Below are 15,514 nucleotides of genomic sequence, written 5' to 3' on the forward strand. Positions count from 1 at the left end.
TCGGGACGTGGCTTACGGGTTTTTTGCAGCCAGCAGGGCGGCGGTGTCCTTCGCCCCCATCGTCTGCGCCAGCGAGATCGCCGTCATGCCCCGGCTGTCGACCGCGTCGACGGCCGCGCCGCGTTCGATCAACAGATTGAGGATATCGGTGCGGTTGAACATGGCCGCCATCATCAGCGGCGTCTTGCCGTCCGGGCTGGCGCCTTCGATATCCGCGCCATGGGCCAGCAGCAGTTCGGCGATGTCCAGGTAGCCTTTGTAGGCGACGCCGGCCAGCGGCGTCTGTCCCTGATCGTTGGGCACGTTCGGATCGGCGCCCGCTTCGAGCAGCACGCGCGCCGTGTCCAGGTGGCCGTGATAGCACGCCAGCATGATCAGGCTGTCGCCTTTTTCGTTGCGGAAGCCGACGGGCAGGCCCTTGGCCACCATCCCGGCCAGGCGCTCCGCATCGCCGGCGCGCACCAGCGTGAAGACGCCGCGTATGAATTCCAGGGTTTCGGCGTCCATCGCCGGGGCGGGCGTTGCCGCCTTTTCATTCTCTGCCATGTCTCGCCTTCATCAAGTTATTTCGGGGTAACGATAAGTATGCCTGAGTTCAATTTTAAGCGATGTACGCTGTCGCACCCGCAAGGCAGAGTCGCGCGCATAGCAGACTCAAGACCTGATGCTCTTGCGCGGGCGCAGGTGCGGGTCGGTTTTTTCGCACACTTTGTGTGAGATCAAAGGCGTTGCCGGACCTCCGGCGCTAGCATGATTTGGGTACGCACCTGCGTACGAGATTGTATGGAGCGCACAAAGGGGGAAACTATGACGATCAAGCGTAAAAAGCAGGCGGCAGCGCTTGCATGGGTGGCCGCGACGTTGCTGTCCGGCGCGGCGGTGGCCCAGTCTGGAAGCGGGCAGAGCGACCAAAGCGGCACCAGCGGCCAAAGCGGACAAACCGGATCGAGCGGACAGGGTGGCTCGGCAAGCCAGACTGGTGAGAGCGCCCGGAGCGGGCGTAGTGACACGGGCAATCTCGGCGCCAAGCCCGCCCAGCGGGCATCGCAACGCGTCAGCGACGCGCTGTCGGTGGTGCGCCGGCTGGAAGCGGAGCCGCGCATGAAACAATTGCTGCAACAGGCAAAAGGCGTGCTGATTGTCCCGTCGTATGGACGGGCGGCGCTGGGCGTGGGCGCCCATGGCGGTGCCGGCCTGCTGCTGCTTAAACGGTCGGACGGCACTTGGAGCGGGCCGGCGTTCTACGACCTCGGCGGCTTGACGGTCGGCCTTCAGGCCGGCGCGGAAGGCGGGCCGCTCGCGCTGGTTCTCAACAATGAGAAGGCGGTCAACGAGTTTATGAAGAAAAACAATCTTGCCCTGAGCGCCGATGCCGGCCTTACCGTGCTGAACTGGAGCCGGCTGGCGCAGGGAACGGCGGGCACCGGCGATGTCGTGGCCTGGAGCGGGACCAAGGGCTTGTTCGGCGACGTGGCGACGGTGGGTATCAATGATATCCGCTTCAACCAAAGCCTGACCAATGCCTATTACGGCCGGACGTTGTCGCCAAGGGAGATCGCGGCGGGCACCGTCAGCAACCCGCAGGCCGAGCCGTTGCAGCAGGCGCTGGGCCAGGCGGCGACCATCGCCCGTTGATGCCAGGGGCGCCGCCCCTCCGCCCCGCCACGGTCTACACCGGGTGTGTCAGCGGGGCGGACGGCGCCGACTCTTCATGGTCCCGCTGGACGATCGCGAGTTCGCTGGCGAAATCGGCCAGCGCTTGCTGGTAGTGTCCCGACAGCACGTCGCTCTGGCGCAGGCACAGGCTGGCGATGGGCAGTGTGTTGCACATTTCCGCCATCGACGTCAGCACGTCCTGGCCGTCGCCGCTCCCGGCCGTGCAGAACAGCCCGATGCGGCGGAAATGCTCGCGCTGCCGCAGGATGTAGCTGCGCATCGGCGCGCTCATTTGTCCGGCCCAGACCGGCGTGCCGAGCAAAATGAACGGATAGTCGGCAGGGCGGCGTTGCGCCGGGGCTATCTCGCCCGGCAGCTTGCGCCAGCCTTGCCACGCCGACCGCAGGAAGCCGGCGGCGCCGTCGCGCGGACGTAAATCCTGCAGTCGCTCGATGTCGGCACCGCAGGCCTGGGCCAGCGTGTTGGCCACTTTGGCCGTCACGCCGGTGCGAGAGTAGTACACGATGAGGCAAAGTTTCATGGCAGCTCCTTTCAGCGCAAGGCGGCCGGCGTGCCGGGTCTTCGCTGGTTTGACCGACAAGGGACGTCACGGTTCCCCGCCGCGACGATTGTCTGCCGTCCGTCGCCGCCGGTGCTGTGCCGGGTCAAGCTTATGGCGGCTAGATGATTGCCACCATGCCATCCGCAAATCCAACGGGGATAGTAAAGCCGCAATTTTTCGGGTAAGCTAGGCGCGTTGTGGCCAAAAACCACCGCCGTATCGGGAGAGACTGTTCCAGCCCAGGCTGACGAACGGCGCCGAAGGAGCAACCGCCCCGGAAACTCTCAGGCAAAAGGACCGATACAGCACTTTAAACTCTGAAGAGCGGCAGGACTCGGACGTCGTCCCCCCGCACCGAAGGAGCAAGCGCTGCCGCCATCGCGGCCCGGCGTGAATCTCTCAGGTCCAGAACAGAGGGGGTGTCTTTGCGCATGTGCGCCGAGACCATCCCCTTTGACGGTCTGGAGTCCTTCATGAAAACCATAGCAATCATTGGCGGCGGCATCACCGGCGTCACCACCGCCTACGCCCTCGCCAAACGCGGCTTCTCCGTCACCCTGCTGGAACGCCACCGCTACGCGGCGATGGAAACCTCGTTCGCCAACGGCGGCCAGCTGTCCGCCTCCAATGCGGAAGTATGGAATCACCGTTCCACCATCGCCAAGGGACTGAAGTGGATGTTGCGGAACGACGCGCCGCTGCTGGTCAATCCCAAGCCGAGCTGGCACAAGTTGTCGTGGTTCGCCGAATTCATCGCCGCCATGCCGCACTACCGCGACAACACCGTCGCCACCGCGCGGCTGGCGCTGGCCGCGCGCGAGCACCTGTTCCAGTGGGCCAGGGACGAGGACATCGCCTTCGACCTCAAGCGGGAAGGCATCCTGCACATCTACCGCGACCGCGCGGGATTCGAGCACGCCGCCGGGGTATCGAAGCTGCTGTCGCAGGGAGGCCTGTCGCGCCGCGCCGTCACACCGGAGGAGATGCGCGCCATCGAACCGACCCTGCGCGGCGACTATTACGGCGGCCACTACACCGTCAGCGACAGCACCGGCGACATCCACAAGTTCACCACCGGGCTGGCGCGGGCGGCGCAACGGCTGGGCGCCGAATTGCGCTTCGGCCAGCACGTCACGGCAATGCGGGCCGGCATGGACGGCGTGGACATCACCGTCGAGGAGGATGGTTTCAGCGCCACCAGCCGCTACGACGCGGTGGTCGTCTGCGCCGGCACCGCCAGCCGCGCCATGGCGGCCATGCTGGGCGACCGCGTCAACGTCTATCCGGTCAAGGGTTATTCGATCACGGTCCACCTGAACGACGCCGCCAGCCGGGCGGCCGCGCCGACGGTCAGCCTGCTCGACGACGAGACCAAGCTGGTGACCAGCCGCCTCGGGGACGACCGCTTCCGCGTGGCCGGCACGGCCGAATTCAACGGTTTTAACCGCGATATCCGCGCCGACCGCATCGCGCCGTTGGTGAATTGGGTCCAGCAGTGCTTCCCCGGGGTGAGCACGCGCAGCGTGACGCCATGGGCCGGACTGCGGCCGATGATGCCCAACCTGATGCCGCGCGTGGGGCGCGGCAAGGCGCCGACGGTGTTCTATAACACCGGCCACGGGCACCTGGGCTGGACGCTGTCGGCGGCGACGGCCGACATCATCGCCGATACCATTTGCGTTGCATCTGGCCGGGAGGGCAGCCGGCCCGCGCGGGTCGCGCAAGTGGCCTGACGGGTTTTTACATCCGCTCGCCGGGCAGCAGGCTGGCTTGCCGCACCCACTCGGCGAATTGCGCTTCGTCGAGTGGGTCGTTCTCACGCAGGTCGAGATGGCGCACACCGGCGGTTTTGGACGCCCCCGGCGGGAGCGGATCGAGAAAGCCGCCGTTGAAGAAGGTGACTTTGACATACTTGGTAAAACAATGAAAACCCAGGAACCAGCCTTGGTCGGCGATCCCGTATAGCGGGGTGTTCCATTTGACCGCCTTGTTCACGCCGGGTATGGTGTGGGCGATGATCTCGTCCAGACGTCGTCCAAGGTCGCTTTTCCAGCCCGGCATCGCCGCGATGTAGGCCTGCACCGGCGCGTCGCCGTAAGCTTTGGGGATTTGCGGATTGCCGCCCGATAGCAGGACCGGCACGGCTTTGGTATCTGGTTTTGTCGCCATGGCGTTAGCTCCACCGATAGAAGTGTGAGCAGCCCAGGATACGCGATTTTCACGCACCGGCGGCGCCGCGATCACACCCACAACATCAATGTATTGGCCGTGGCCTGCAGCGCCGGCACGCAGCGCGCGCTCGCCTCGGCCCGCGATGAACTGGCCGTCATCATCGACACGCTGAGCGCTCCGATCAGATTTCCGCGCCGGCTCTTGACCGGCACGGAGATGCCGCGAAAACCGATCTCGTACTGGTTTTCGGTGACAGCGAAGCCGCTCTCGCGGATCGCCACCAGTTCCTCGAACAGCTGCCGCTTGTCCGTCACGGTCAGGTGCGTGTAGGCGATCGGCTCCACCCGCGCCAGATAGGCGTGCAGCGCCTCGTCCGGCATGGCCGACAGCAGCACGCGTCCGGCCGTCGACGCATAGGCGGGCAGGCGCGTGCCCGGTTCGAAGCCGCTGGTGAGCTGGCGCGGCGCGTTCACGCGGCTCACGTACACCACATCATCCCCCTCAAGCACCGAATAATTGGTCGACTCCTGCAGCTCCGACGTGAGCTTTTGCAGATAGGGCAGGATGGCGCGCGGCAGGCGCGCTGAATCCAGATAGGAGCGGCCCAAAGTCAGCACCTTGGGCGTGAGCCAGAAGGTTTTGCCGTCCGTGGCGGCCATGCCGGTGTGGACCAGCGTGAGCAAATAACGCCGCGCGGCGCTGCGGCTGATCGCCACCTTCTCCGCCAGCTCGGTGGCGGTCAGGCGCGCGGTATCGTCGTTGAAGGCGGTGATGACGTTGAGGCCCGTGATCAATCCATCGATCAGGTCGCGCTCGGCGACATGCACATCCAGTAGCTGCGGCTTTTTCATGTTTTGTGCGCTAATCGCGCAAGTGGGGCGATTGGCGCAGTATAGCCGGTTTTCACGGGTTTTTTTGCGGCGCGGTGCTTCCTATACTGGCCTGACCTTAAGCACAAAAACGCGGGAGACCCTCACATGATCATCAAGGAACAGCTGCCGGAACCGAATAATCCGCTCGGTATCGCCGGCATTGAATTCATCGAATATGCCACCTCGCAGCCGCTGGCGCTGGGTGCGCTGCTCGAGCAGATGGGCTTCAGCGCGACCGCCCGCCATCGCTCGCGCGAAGTGACGCTGTACCGCCAGGGCGGCATGAACGTGATCGTCAACGCCGATCCGCGTGCGCTGCCGCAGGGGGAGGAGGGGCCGCAAGCGACCGTGATCAGCGCCATCGCGCTGCGCGTGCGCGACGCCGACGCGGCCTACCGGCACGCCATCGACATGGGCGCCTGGGCCATCCAGACCCGCGCCGGGGCGATGGAACTGAACATCCCGGGCGTGCACGGCGCCGGCGATTCCATCCTCTATTTTGTCGACCGCTACGCGGACTTCTCGATCTACGACGTCGATTTCAAGCTCATCCCCAATGTGCCGGCACGGCCGGAGGCTGTCGCGGGTCTGTACTTCTTCGGTGTGGTGCAAGCCATCGGCGAGGGCCGCAGCGCCGAGTGGGTCGATTTCTACCAGCAGTTGATGGATTTCCGTCCGCTGCCGGAGGGACGCTACTTCGGCGTGGTGCCCAAGGGCGTGCTGCTGGAGAGTCCTTGCCACAGCTTCTATCTGCAACTGGTGGAGCCGCCGGAGGGCGCAGGCGGCCTGCAATGGGAGGAACAGTTGATCCGTGTCGGCCTCGGTGTGCCGGACGTGATCGGCGCGGTGCGCGAGTTGCAGCGGCGCGGGATCGTCTTCATCGACCGCGCGCCGCAGGCGCCGACGGAACGCGGCGCTCTGACCCAGTTGTATCGCGGCGGCGTCAGTTTCGAACTGGTCGCCGGCGCCCAGGGAGGCGGCCATGCTTGAAATTACCGGCACGACGCGCATTTTCCCGGTCATCGGCTGGCCGGTGGAGCAAGTCAAGGCGCCGACGCTGTTCAACGCCTACTTCCAGCGCCATGGCATCGACGCCAGGGTGATCCCGCTCAAGGTGGCGCCGCAAGGCTATGTGGCCGCCGTGCGCCTGTTGATGGGAATCGAGAACGTGGGCGGCATCTTCGTCTCGATTCCGCACAAGCCGATGAGCGTGGAGGCGGTCGACGTGCCCAGTAGCCGCGCGCTGCTGGCCGGCTCCTGCAACGCCATCTACAAGGACGCGGACGGCCGCATCATGGGTGATCTGATCGACGGCGAGGGATTTGTGCGCGCCCTGGACCGAACACTGGCCGGCGCGCCCTTCAACTGGAGCGGGGCGCGGGCGCTGGTGGTCGGCAGCGGCGGCGTCGGTTGTGCCGTGGCCGAGGCACTGGCGGTGCGCGGCATCGCCGAGGTGGCGATCTGCGACAACCGGATCGAACTGGCCTTGGCCCTGCGCGGCCGCCTTCAGGCCGCGTTCCCGGCCTGCCACGTGGCGGAGGGCCTGCCGGTGGCCGAGGGCTACGACCTGGTGGTCAACTGCACGCCGCTCGGCATGCACGCCGATGACGCGATGCCCATCGACCTGCGCGGCGTGTCGAGCGAGTGCATCGTCGCCGATTGCGGCATGAAGATCGAAATGACCAAGCTGCTGGTCGAGGCCCAACGGCTCGGCTGCCGCATCCAGAAGGGCAAGGAGATGCTGATCGAACAGGCGCCCCTGTACCTGGCGCTGTTTGGCTGGCCCGGCGTGTCCTCCGACGAATTCCGTGAATTGGGGGCGCTATGAATCTGGCTAACTTCGGCATGGACAGCATCACCCTGGCCGGCCCGCTGGAATCCAAGCTGCGCGCCTCGAAGGCCGCCGGTTTCTCGCAACTGATGCTGTGGGCGAAGGACCTGGCCAACCATCCGGGCGGCATCGGGGAAGCGGTGCGGGTGGTGCGCGCCAGCGGCGTGCGCGTCACCGGCATCCAGGTCATGCGCGACTACGAAGGCTTGGAGGGCGCGCTGCACGACTACAAGCTCGATATCGCCAAGCAGATGCTGCTGGTCTGCAAAGCGGTCGGCGCGCCGTTGCTGATGGTGTGTTCGAGTACATCCAGCCATGCCGTCGGCGACATGGACAAAATCGTGCGCGACTTGGCCAAGCTGGCCACGCTGGCCGTGCCGCTGGGCGTGAAGGTGGGCTACGAGGCGCTGTCGTGGGGCCGCCATGTGAACCAGTACCAGCAGTCCTGGGAAGCGGTGGAGCGGGCTGGCCACGCCAATCTGGGTGTGGTGCTGGATTCCTTCCACATGCTGGCCAACGGCGCCGATCTGACTGAACTGGACGACATCCCGGCACACAAGATCGCGCTGGTGCAGCTGTCCGACTACATGTGGCGCGATTTGCGCAGCGCCGAAGAGCGGCTGGAGACTGCGCGTCATCTGCGCGTGTTCCCCGGCGAGGGCAGCCACGCGAAGGAGCTGTCCGTGATGCTGCGCCAGTTGAACCGCAACGGCTACCGGGGCGACTTCAGTTTCGAGGTGTTCAACGACGATTACCTGCAGTTCTCTCCGGAGGTGGTGGCGCAGCGTGCCTACCGCTCGGCCAAGTGGGTGACCGACCAGGTGCTGCGGCGCAGCCTGACCGTTCTGCAGGCCACCGCGGGCCACGCGGCGATGGCATAAAGGCCGCAAACGGCCGAAAACAAGCGAAAAACCGAGGTGCGTTACCTATAAGCGCACCCATAACAACAACGAGACAATCATGAGACAAACCTTGACAGCGGCCGGCGTGCTGGCGCTGGCGGCCGCCTGCGCCCCGGCACAAGCACAAACACACGCCCAATCCGGCACCACCATCTATGGCACCTTCGACGAATATATAGGTGTCATCCGCAGCAGTAGCGGTGCCCGGGTCACGGGGCTGAACGACGGCGCCATCCTGCGCAGCCGCCTTGGATTCAAAGGAGTCGAGGACATCGGCGGCGGCTACCGCATCACGTTCACGCTGGAGCAGGGCATCGGCGCCGATAGCGGCAGCGCCGCCGACGCCAATCGCCTGTTCGACCGGCAGGCGTGGCTGGGCGTCGTGACGCCGGTGGGCGAGTTCCGCGCCGGGCGCCAGAACACCCAGGTGTTCTACATCGGCGGCGCCATCGACTACACCGAGCGCACCACTTTCGGCTCCATGTTCAATACCTTCGGCGTACCTTCGCGTTACGACAACGATCTGTCCTACAAGTCGCCGCGCATGGCCGGGGTGCAGCTCGATGTGCACTACGCGCTGCCGGAGAACACCGCCGTCACGAACAACAAGGGGGTGTGGCAGCTGGCGCTGGACTATCAGAACGGCCCATGGCGCGCCGGTTACGCGGGCGTGCTGGCGACGCCCAACCGCGCCACCGCGACGGTGCGGGAGCGTATCGAGTACCACAACCTCTATGTCAATTACCAGTACGGCGCCGGCAAGATCTATCTGGCGGCGGGACGCAGCAACAACTCCACTTCGAACGCCAACGGTGCCAACGCCGGCGCGATATTGAGCCTGGTCGGCAGTCCGAACAACTTCTTCGCAGGGACCGACGCCAACGCGCGGCGCTACTACAACCTGTGGGAGCTCTCGGCCGACTACCGGGTCGGCCCGGCATTCCGCGTCGGCGCCATGCTGGGCGGCGCGCACGACACCAGCGGCGGCGGGGCCAGTGTGCGTTCGGCGAATGTGGGCGCGTACTACGACCTGTCGAAGCGCACGCAGTTGTACGGCTTCGCCAGCGTGATGAAAAACGACGACGCGGCGGGTTTTCGCTTTAGCAGTTCGGCCGCGCCGTCTGCCAATCTGGCGGGAGACGACATCAACGGCCGGCGCCTGACCGGGCTTCAGTTGGGCATCCTGCACCGGTTTTAACGCACTCGGACTACACTTACAATCTGGAGGAAGACATGGCTATCACAACGATTTCAATGCAGGCGTCCGCAGAGACGCGCGAACCGGCGGCACAGGAAGCCCGTCCCGAGCCGAAACGCTCGCCACGCAAGGCGGCTTTCGCCAGCTGGATCGGCAGCGCCGTCGAGTACTACGACTTCTTCATCTACGGCACGGCCGCCGCGCTGGTGTTCGGAAAAATCTTCTTCCCCTCGTTCGATCCGGCGGTCGGCGCGGTGGCGGCCTTCGCCACCTTCGGCGTGGCTTATATCACGCGTCCCCTGGGCGCCGTCATGCTGGGCCACATAGGCGACAAATACGGCCGCAAGAAGGTGTTGACCTTCACCTTGCTGCTGATGGGCGTGACGACGTTCGCCGTCGGCCTGCTGCCGACCTACGAACAAATCGGCATCGCCGCGCCGGTGATGCTGGTCATCCTGCGCATGCTGCAGGGGGTGTCGGCGGCCGGCGAACAGGCAGGCGCCAACTCCATGACCTTGGAACACGCGCCGGCGCACCGCCGCGCCTTTTTCACCAGCTTCACGCTGAGCGGCACGCAGGCGGGGCTGATCCTGGCGACGCTGGTGTTCCTGCCGGTGTCCGCGCTGCCCGAGGAGGACATGCTGTCGTGGGGCTGGCGCATTCCCTTCCTGCTCAGCGCCGTGGTGGTGGCGGTGGGTTTCTGGGTACGCCGCACGCTGCCCGAAACCCCGGCCTTCAAGGAGGAGGAAGCTGCCAACAAGGACGACCGCATGCCGCTGGTGGAACTAATCACCAACCACAAGTCCAACCTGGTGCGCGTGATCTTCGCCGCGCTGGTATCGGTCGTCAGTACCATCTTCAGCGTGTTCACCTTGTCATACGCGGTCAACACCATGCACCTGCCGCGCTCCACGATGCTGACGGTGCTGGTGCTGGCCAATGTCGTCGCGCTGTTCGCGATTCCGATGTTCGCCGCCTTGTCCGACCGTGTCGGGCGCAAGCCGGTGTTCATCTTCGGCGCGCTGGGGGCGGCGGCGCTGGCATGGCCCTACCTGTGGGCCATCGCCACGATGAACGTGCCGCTGATCTTCGTCTTCGGCCTGCTGCTGTCCGGGGTGGTGTACAGCGCCGCCAACGGCGTGTGGCCGGCGATGTATGGCGAAATGTTCGGCACCCGTGTGCGGCTGTCCGGCATGGCGATCGGCACGCAGATCGGCTTCGCGCTGGGTGGTTTCGCGCCGACCATCAGCGCGGCGATTTTGCAGCCCGGCGAGTGGGGCTGGGTGCCGGTCGCTGTTTTCGTCAGCATCACCAGCACCATCTCCGCCATAGCGGCGGCATCGGCCAAGGAAACCTATCGCACGCCGATGAACGAGTTGTAGGAGCGTGGCCGGGAAGCCGGCGCGTGCACCAGATTGACATCGACGCCGGCCTTGACGCCGGCGTTGCACCGTGCGGGTGCGGATTTCGAGTCGAATACCGTGTGGCTGATGGCACGTGGCTTGCATAATCGTCTGCATCGCCATCCTACAGGTATTCCGCCCGATGCCATCCGCCTCCCTTCATCTTCGTCAGTTGCGCGATATCGTGCTGGCTATGTTTCTCTTCTGCGGTGCTGTCGCCGCGCACGCGGCGGCCGGCAAGCCCAGACCCGTCAAGGTCATGGTGATCAGCATGTTCGCCCTGGAGGAGGCGGAATGGACAGGCAAGCTCAAACTCGATCGCGTGATACCGGTTCCGGGCCTGTCGCCGCTGTACCCGGCGGTGCGCTGCAACAAGGACGACGTCTGCCACCTGACCACCGACATGGGCAAGGCCAACGCCGCCGCCTCGATCGCGGCGATGGTCCTCAGCGGCCTGTTCGATCTGAAGCAAACCTACTTCCTGGTCGCCGGAATCGCCGGCGTCGACCCCGCCCGGGGAACCATCGGCACCGCCGCATGGTCGCGCTATCTGGTCGATTCGGACCTGGCGTGGGAGGTCGACGCGCGCGAACGTCCGGCCGGATGGTCGACCGGTTACCTGGGCATCAATACCGGCGCTCCCGGTCTCAAGCCGGACTTGGGCTACGGGACCGAGGTGTACAAGCTGGATGACCGGCTGGCGGATATGGCGTTGTCGCTGTCGCGCGGCGTCGTGTTGTCCGATTCCGCCGGTGCCCGGGCCTACCGCGCCCGATATCCTTCAGCGCCTGCCAACCAGCCGCCGCAAGTGACGCAATGCGATTCGATGACCGGCAATAACTGGTTTCACGGCGAGCTTCTGGGGCAGCGCGCGCGCGACTGGTTCAAGCTGCTGACCGACGACCACGGCACCTACTGCATGAGTTCACAGGAGGACAACGCGACCTACACGGCGCTCAAGCGCGGCGCCGAGGCGGGCCTGCTCGATCTGCGGCGGGTGGCGGTGCTGCGCACGGCGTCCAACTTCGACCGCCAGCATCCGGGGCAGACGGCGCTGGCGTCGGTGAAGGCGGATTCCGGCGGCTTCGCGCCGGCCGTGAAAAATCTGTACCTGGCCGGTGCGCCGCTGGTGGGCGACATCGTCAAGCGCTGGCGTTTGTGGAAGGATGGCGTGCCGTCGCGCGACGACAGCGCGCGGCGCCTGGCGCCGAAGGTCATGATCGTCAATATGTTCGGCGGCGAGGCAGCGCCATTTATCAAAGGCCTCAAGCTGACCACCGGCTACAAGGTACGGGGTTTGTCGGCGCGCTATCCGGAGGTGCTCTGCAACGGGGACGATGTCTGCCAGATGACCACCGATATGGGCTACAGCAACGCCGCCGCCAGCATGGCTGCGCTGATGTACGCCGGCGGCTTCGATCTGCGCAAGACCTACTTCATCGTGGCGGGGATCGCGGGGATCAATCCGCTGCGCGGCACGGTCGGTTCGACCGCATGGGCCGACTACGCCGTCGATTACTCGCTGGCGCACGAAATCGACGCGCGGGAGATGCCGTCGGACTGGCAGTCGGGGTATTTCGGCATTTTCACGGACTCGCCGGACCAGAAGCCGAAATTGAGCTACCGGACAGAAGTCTTTCAACTCGATTCCGCGCTGGTGGCGCGGGCCTACGCGCTGTCGAAGGATGTGGCGCTGCGCGATTCGCCCGCAGCGGTGGCCTACCGGGCCGGATATCCGTCGGCGCCCGCCAACCAGCCGCCGTCGGTGCTGCGTTGCGACACCGCGTCGACCGACACCTGGTTTGGCGGCGCGGCGCTGGCGCGCAGGGCGCAGGACTGGTCGGCGCTGCTCACCGACGGCAAGGCCTCGTACTGCACCGTGCAGCAGGAGGACAACGCGACCCTGGAGGCGCTGCGGCGCGGCGGAGAGGCCGGAAAGGCGGACTTCAAGCGCGTGCTGATCCTGCGCGCGGGTTCCGACACGGACCGTCCGCATCCGGGGCAAAGCGACAGCGATGTGCTGGTGAACTACAAGCAGCAGGGAGGATTCGGCCCGGCGGCGGAGAACCTGATGATCACCGCCCGTCCGGTGATCGAGGATATCGTGCGCCAGTGGCGGAACTAGGAATCATGAGCGGGCGACGGTGGCCCCCTCCGGCAGCAGCGACGCATCCATCCGCAGCACCGCACGATGTATCAACTCGCGCAACCACGTCAATCCCGGATCGAGCGTGCGGTATTTGTGCCATTGCAGCGATTGTTCCATGACCGGCATCTCCATCGGCATCGGCAGTATGCTGACCGGCAGCACCCGCGCGACACTGTAGGCGAGGCGCCGGTGTACCGTGGCGATCCGCTCGGTTCCGGTCAACAGCACCGGCACCGACAGGAAGCTGTGCGTGATCACGTCGACCCGACGCTTGATACCCACACGTTCCAGATAAGCCGTTTCGAAGCTGGACACTCCGATAGGTGGCTGCATCACCACATGGCCGGCCTCCAGATAGTCGTCCAGGGTCAGTTTTTTTCCAGCCAGGCGGCCCCGGTTCCACACCAGGCAGACAAACTGCTCCTGCCATAAAACCTCGGTGGGATGCTCGGGGGGACAGTACACCGAGGGGAAAACCAGCATGTCGGCCTCGCCGCGTTCCAGCGCGCGCTGCGGCGAGTCGACCTGCGCCATCATGCGAAAGCGGATCGTCTCCGATTCCTGGTTGGCCAGTTCGATCACGCGCGGGATCAATGTCATCAACGTGTAGTCCGACACCAGCAATGTGAATTCGCGCTCCGACTTCGCCGGGTCGAACTCCGGCTGCGCGGCGATGGTCGTATCGATGCGCATCAGGACATCGCGCACCGCCTCGCGCAGCACCAGACCGCGCGGCGTGATCTCCATCCGCCGCCCCACCTGCACCAGCAGCTTATCCTGGAAATGGTCGCGCAGCCGGCCCAGCGCATTGCTCATTGCCGACTGGCTCATATGCAGCCGCTGCGCGGCGACGGTGATGCTGGTCTCGGTCAGCATTGCGTCCAGGGCCACCAGCAGATTCAGGTCGAGCTTATTGAGCCGCATTGTCGTCCCCTTGTTTTTTACATGGCCGATGTATTGACCGGATCAATACATTGAATTGATACAAACCATTTTACCAAATAGATCATAGTTCGTAAGCTGGCTCCAGGCGATCAGGAATATCGCCAATAAAAATACCTACAACAACGGAGACAGCGATGCAAAAGAGTTCCAGGCAGGGCCGGTTGCGACTGGCGGTAGGCAGGTGCGCGTTCGCGGGGGCGGCGCTGGCGGCGGCTCCGGGGCAGGCGGTCGATCTCGATACCGGCAATCCAGATGTGGCACTGCGCTTCGATAACACCGTCAAAGCCAGCACCATCTACCGACTTCACGACGCCGATCCAACGCTGTTAAATTCATTTAACGCCAATGGCGGCCCGCAGGCGCTTAATTTCAACGCAGGCGACCAGAACTTCCGCAATGCCGGCTCGGTGTCGCAGCGGGTCGACCTGCTGTCGGAGTTCGATCTGGTGTACAAACGCGATTTTGGTCTGCGCGTCAGCGGCGCCGCCTGGTACGATCGGGTATATCACCGCGATACCGACGCCGCCAGCGATCCGACCCTCGGCCAGCAGCCCTACAATCGCTTCCAGTCCTACACCCGCAAGATGGCGGGCGAGAAGGCCGAACTGCTCGACGCCTTCGTCTTCGGTGGCGTCACGCTCGATGGGGGCGGCAAAGTCAGCGCGCGTCTCGGCCGCCATGCGCTGGTGTACGGCGAGAGCCTGTTCTTCGGCGATAACGCCATCGCCGCCGCACAGGGGCCGAGCGACATCGCCAAGCTGATGGCGTCGCCGAACGCGCAGTTCAAGGAGATCGTGCGCCCGGTGCCGCAGTTGTCGGCGCAATGGCAGGTGACGCCGAACGTCAGCGTCGGTGGCTATCTGCAGTTCCGCTGGGAGGAGAGCAGGGTGCCGCCGTCGGGCAGCTATTTTTCCAGCGCTAACATCCCGTGGCACTCCACCGGTCCGGAATACATTGGCATCCCTGCCGGTCCCGTGGCCGGCAACTACGTGCTCACGCCGGGCGGGGACGAGCACCCGCGCGATAGCGGCCAGTTCGGCCTCCAGCTCAAATGGCGCCTCGACGAGACCGACCTTGGCTTCTACTTCGCCCGCTATCACGACAAGTTCGGTCAGTTGTTCGGACGACTCAACCCGGGCGCGCCGGCCACCGACAGCCGCTGGTACTTCGTGTTCGGCGACGATATCAAGGTCGCGGCCATCAGCGCTTCGCGCTCGGTGGGCGACTTCAACCTCTCGGCCGAAGCCTCGGTGCGCGACAACATGCCGCTGGTGGTCAACAACGCGCTGTATTTCGGGCCCGCGGGCACCGCGCGGCCGGCGATACCGGTGGGGCGCACCGCGCACCTGAACCTGTCGACATTGGCGAACTTCGGTCCGAACTTCATCGCCAGCGAGAGCGCCTTCGTTGCGGAGTTGGCGTGGAACCGACGTTTGAGCATGGACGATCCAAACAATGAGCTGGACAAGGGCCGCACGCGCGACGCCAGCATCGTGCAGTTCACCTACACGCCGACTTATCGCCAGGCCTTGCCGGGACTGGACTTGAGCGTGCCGGTGGGCGCGCGCTACACGCTGTCGGGCCGCTCCAGCGTGACCGCCTGGGGACCACGCCACACCGGCAACGCCAGCATCGGCCTCGATGGCAATTATCTCAACGTGTGGCAGATCTCGCTGAACTACAACCACTACATCGGCGCCAGCGTGCCGTCGACCGACTACCGCACCACCGCCTTCGGCGACGGCAACCCGCTCGGCGACCGCGATTACATCTCGCTCAGCGTGCGCCGCACATTCTAAAAATACGGATACAACGGAGACCAGA

14 protein-coding genes, 1 pseudogene and 2 riboswitches are annotated in these 15,514 nt (G+C 65.1%); of the genes and pseudogenes, 10 read left to right on the forward strand and 5 right to left on the reverse strand.

Annotated features, from left to right (window positions below; translation table 11 throughout):
* Window positions 1-12 precede the first annotated feature (12 nt).
* The gene (locus AC07P1_RS10010; protein ID WP_494695650.1) at window positions 13-546 is read right to left on the reverse strand and encodes an ankyrin repeat domain-containing protein; all 534 of its coding nucleotides are present in this window, start codon (window positions 544-546) and stop codon (window positions 13-15) included.
* Window positions 547-807: 261 nt separating this feature from the next.
* Here AC07P1_RS10010 and AC07P1_RS10015 point away from each other — a divergent pair, with 261 nt between their 5' ends.
* Window positions 808-1,635, forward strand: coding sequence for a lipid-binding SYLF domain-containing protein (locus AC07P1_RS10015; RefSeq protein WP_494695651.1), 828 nt, complete (start codon window positions 808-810; stop codon window positions 1,633-1,635).
* A gap of 34 nt (window positions 1,636-1,669) precedes the next feature.
* On the opposite strand, the gene AC07P1_RS10020 is transcribed toward AC07P1_RS10015, so the two are convergent.
* Complete coding sequence (locus tag AC07P1_RS10020) at window positions 1,670-2,197, reverse strand: flavodoxin family protein (RefSeq protein WP_494695652.1); 528 nt, start codon at window positions 2,195-2,197, stop codon at window positions 1,670-1,672.
* 231 nt (window positions 2,198-2,428) lie between these two features.
* A riboswitch (glycine riboswitch) is annotated at window positions 2,429-2,528 on the forward strand.
* A riboswitch (glycine riboswitch) is annotated at window positions 2,529-2,642 on the forward strand.
* Window positions 2,643-2,691: 49 nt separating this feature from the next.
* On the opposite strand from AC07P1_RS10020, the gene AC07P1_RS10025 reads away from it, so the two are divergent.
* Complete coding sequence (locus AC07P1_RS10025; RefSeq protein WP_494695653.1) at window positions 2,692-3,951, forward strand: D-amino acid dehydrogenase; 1,260 nt, start codon at window positions 2,692-2,694, stop codon at window positions 3,949-3,951.
* 7 nt (window positions 3,952-3,958) lie between these two features.
* On the opposite strand, the gene AC07P1_RS10030 is transcribed toward AC07P1_RS10025, so the two are convergent.
* Window positions 3,959-4,387 (reverse strand): DUF1801 domain-containing protein, encoded by a 429-nt coding sequence (locus AC07P1_RS10030; protein WP_494695654.1) that lies wholly within the window; start codon window positions 4,385-4,387, stop codon window positions 3,959-3,961.
* 71 nt (window positions 4,388-4,458) lie between these two features.
* Window positions 4,459-5,241 (reverse strand): IclR family transcriptional regulator domain-containing protein, encoded by a 783-nt coding sequence (locus AC07P1_RS10035; RefSeq protein WP_494695655.1) that lies wholly within the window; start codon window positions 5,239-5,241, stop codon window positions 4,459-4,461.
* Between the two features lie 126 nt (window positions 5,242-5,367).
* Between AC07P1_RS10035 and AC07P1_RS10040 the strand changes: the two genes are divergently transcribed.
* The 7 genes and pseudogenes from AC07P1_RS10040 to AC07P1_RS10070 all read left to right on the forward strand — a co-directional run bounded on the left by AC07P1_RS10040 (window position 5,368) and on the right by AC07P1_RS10070 (window position 12,721).
* Window positions 5,368-6,252: a 4-hydroxyphenylpyruvate dioxygenase gene (locus tag AC07P1_RS10040; RefSeq protein WP_494695656.1), complete on the forward strand. Its 885-nt coding sequence runs from the start codon at window positions 5,368-5,370 to the stop codon at window positions 6,250-6,252.
* Window positions 6,245-7,090: a shikimate dehydrogenase family protein gene (locus AC07P1_RS10045; protein WP_494695657.1), complete on the forward strand. Its 846-nt coding sequence runs from the start codon at window positions 6,245-6,247 to the stop codon at window positions 7,088-7,090. Before AC07P1_RS10040 ends, AC07P1_RS10045 begins: the two co-directional genes overlap by 8 nt.
* Entirely contained in the window at window positions 7,087-7,974 is an 888-nt protein-coding gene (locus AC07P1_RS10050) for a sugar phosphate isomerase/epimerase family protein (RefSeq protein WP_494695658.1), read from the forward strand. The genes AC07P1_RS10045 and AC07P1_RS10050 overlap by 4 nt, the downstream gene beginning before the upstream one ends.
* 79 nt (window positions 7,975-8,053) lie before the next feature.
* Window positions 8,054-9,193, forward strand: coding sequence for a porin (locus tag AC07P1_RS10055; protein ID WP_494695659.1), 1,140 nt, complete (start codon window positions 8,054-8,056; stop codon window positions 9,191-9,193).
* A gap of 35 nt (window positions 9,194-9,228) precedes the next feature.
* Window positions 9,229-10,575: an MFS transporter gene (locus tag AC07P1_RS10060; protein ID WP_494695660.1), complete on the forward strand. Its 1,347-nt coding sequence runs from the start codon at window positions 9,229-9,231 to the stop codon at window positions 10,573-10,575.
* 214 nt (window positions 10,576-10,789) lie between these two features.
* A pseudogene (locus AC07P1_RS10065) lies at window positions 10,790-11,779 on the forward strand (purine-nucleoside phosphorylase); the annotation flags it as partial.
* A 33-nt stretch (window positions 11,780-11,812) separates the two neighbouring features.
* The gene (locus tag AC07P1_RS10070; protein ID WP_494695949.1) at window positions 11,813-12,721 is read left to right on the forward strand and encodes a purine-nucleoside phosphorylase; all 909 of its coding nucleotides are present in this window, start codon (window positions 11,813-11,815) and stop codon (window positions 12,719-12,721) included.
* Between the two features lie 3 nt (window positions 12,722-12,724).
* Here AC07P1_RS10070 and AC07P1_RS10075 read toward each other — a convergent pair whose 3' ends face one another.
* On the reverse strand, window positions 12,725-13,669 hold the full coding sequence (locus AC07P1_RS10075) for a LysR family transcriptional regulator (protein ID WP_494695661.1): 945 nt from the start codon (window positions 13,667-13,669) through the stop codon (window positions 12,725-12,727).
* A gap of 155 nt (window positions 13,670-13,824) precedes the next feature.
* Here AC07P1_RS10075 and AC07P1_RS10080 point away from each other — a divergent pair, with 155 nt between their 5' ends.
* Window positions 13,825-15,489 (forward strand): DUF1302 domain-containing protein, encoded by a 1,665-nt coding sequence (locus AC07P1_RS10080; RefSeq protein ID WP_494695662.1) that lies wholly within the window; start codon window positions 13,825-13,827, stop codon window positions 15,487-15,489.
* The last annotated feature ends 25 nt before the right edge of the window (window positions 15,490-15,514 follow it).

The sequence above is a fragment of the Duganella sp. GW821-FHT07F09 genome (assembly GCF_059418705.1).

What these genes read in the sequence shown, in the direction of transcription:
- AC07P1_RS10010 (WP_494695650.1), bottom strand. Translation starts at nt 546, where the DNA reads ATGGCAGAGAATGAAAAGGCGGCAACGCCCGCCCCGGCGATGGACGCC.
- AC07P1_RS10015 (WP_494695651.1), top strand. Translation starts at nt 808, where the DNA reads ATGACGATCAAGCGTAAAAAGCAGGCGGCAGCGCTTGCATGGGTGGCC.
- AC07P1_RS10020 (WP_494695652.1), bottom strand. Translation starts at nt 2,197, where the DNA reads ATGAAACTTTGCCTCATCGTGTACTACTCTCGCACCGGCGTGACGGCC.
- AC07P1_RS10025 (WP_494695653.1), top strand. Translation starts at nt 2,692, where the DNA reads ATGAAAACCATAGCAATCATTGGCGGCGGCATCACCGGCGTCACCACC.
- AC07P1_RS10030 (WP_494695654.1), bottom strand. Translation starts at nt 4,387, where the DNA reads ATGGCGACAAAACCAGATACCAAAGCCGTGCCGGTCCTGCTATCGGGC.
- AC07P1_RS10035 (WP_494695655.1), bottom strand. Translation starts at nt 5,241, where the DNA reads ATGAAAAAGCCGCAGCTACTGGATGTGCATGTCGCCGAGCGCGACCTG.
- AC07P1_RS10040 (WP_494695656.1), top strand. Translation starts at nt 5,368, where the DNA reads ATGATCATCAAGGAACAGCTGCCGGAACCGAATAATCCGCTCGGTATC.
- AC07P1_RS10045 (WP_494695657.1), top strand. Translation starts at nt 6,245, where the DNA reads ATGCTTGAAATTACCGGCACGACGCGCATTTTCCCGGTCATCGGCTGG.
- AC07P1_RS10050 (WP_494695658.1), top strand. Translation starts at nt 7,087, where the DNA reads ATGAATCTGGCTAACTTCGGCATGGACAGCATCACCCTGGCCGGCCCG.
- AC07P1_RS10055 (WP_494695659.1), top strand. Translation starts at nt 8,054, where the DNA reads ATGAGACAAACCTTGACAGCGGCCGGCGTGCTGGCGCTGGCGGCCGCC.
- AC07P1_RS10060 (WP_494695660.1), top strand. Translation starts at nt 9,229, where the DNA reads ATGGCTATCACAACGATTTCAATGCAGGCGTCCGCAGAGACGCGCGAA.
- AC07P1_RS10070 (WP_494695949.1), top strand. Translation starts at nt 11,813, where the DNA reads ATGATCGTCAATATGTTCGGCGGCGAGGCAGCGCCATTTATCAAAGGC.
- AC07P1_RS10075 (WP_494695661.1), bottom strand. Translation starts at nt 13,669, where the DNA reads ATGCGGCTCAATAAGCTCGACCTGAATCTGCTGGTGGCCCTGGACGCA.
- AC07P1_RS10080 (WP_494695662.1), top strand. Translation starts at nt 13,825, where the DNA reads ATGCAAAAGAGTTCCAGGCAGGGCCGGTTGCGACTGGCGGTAGGCAGG.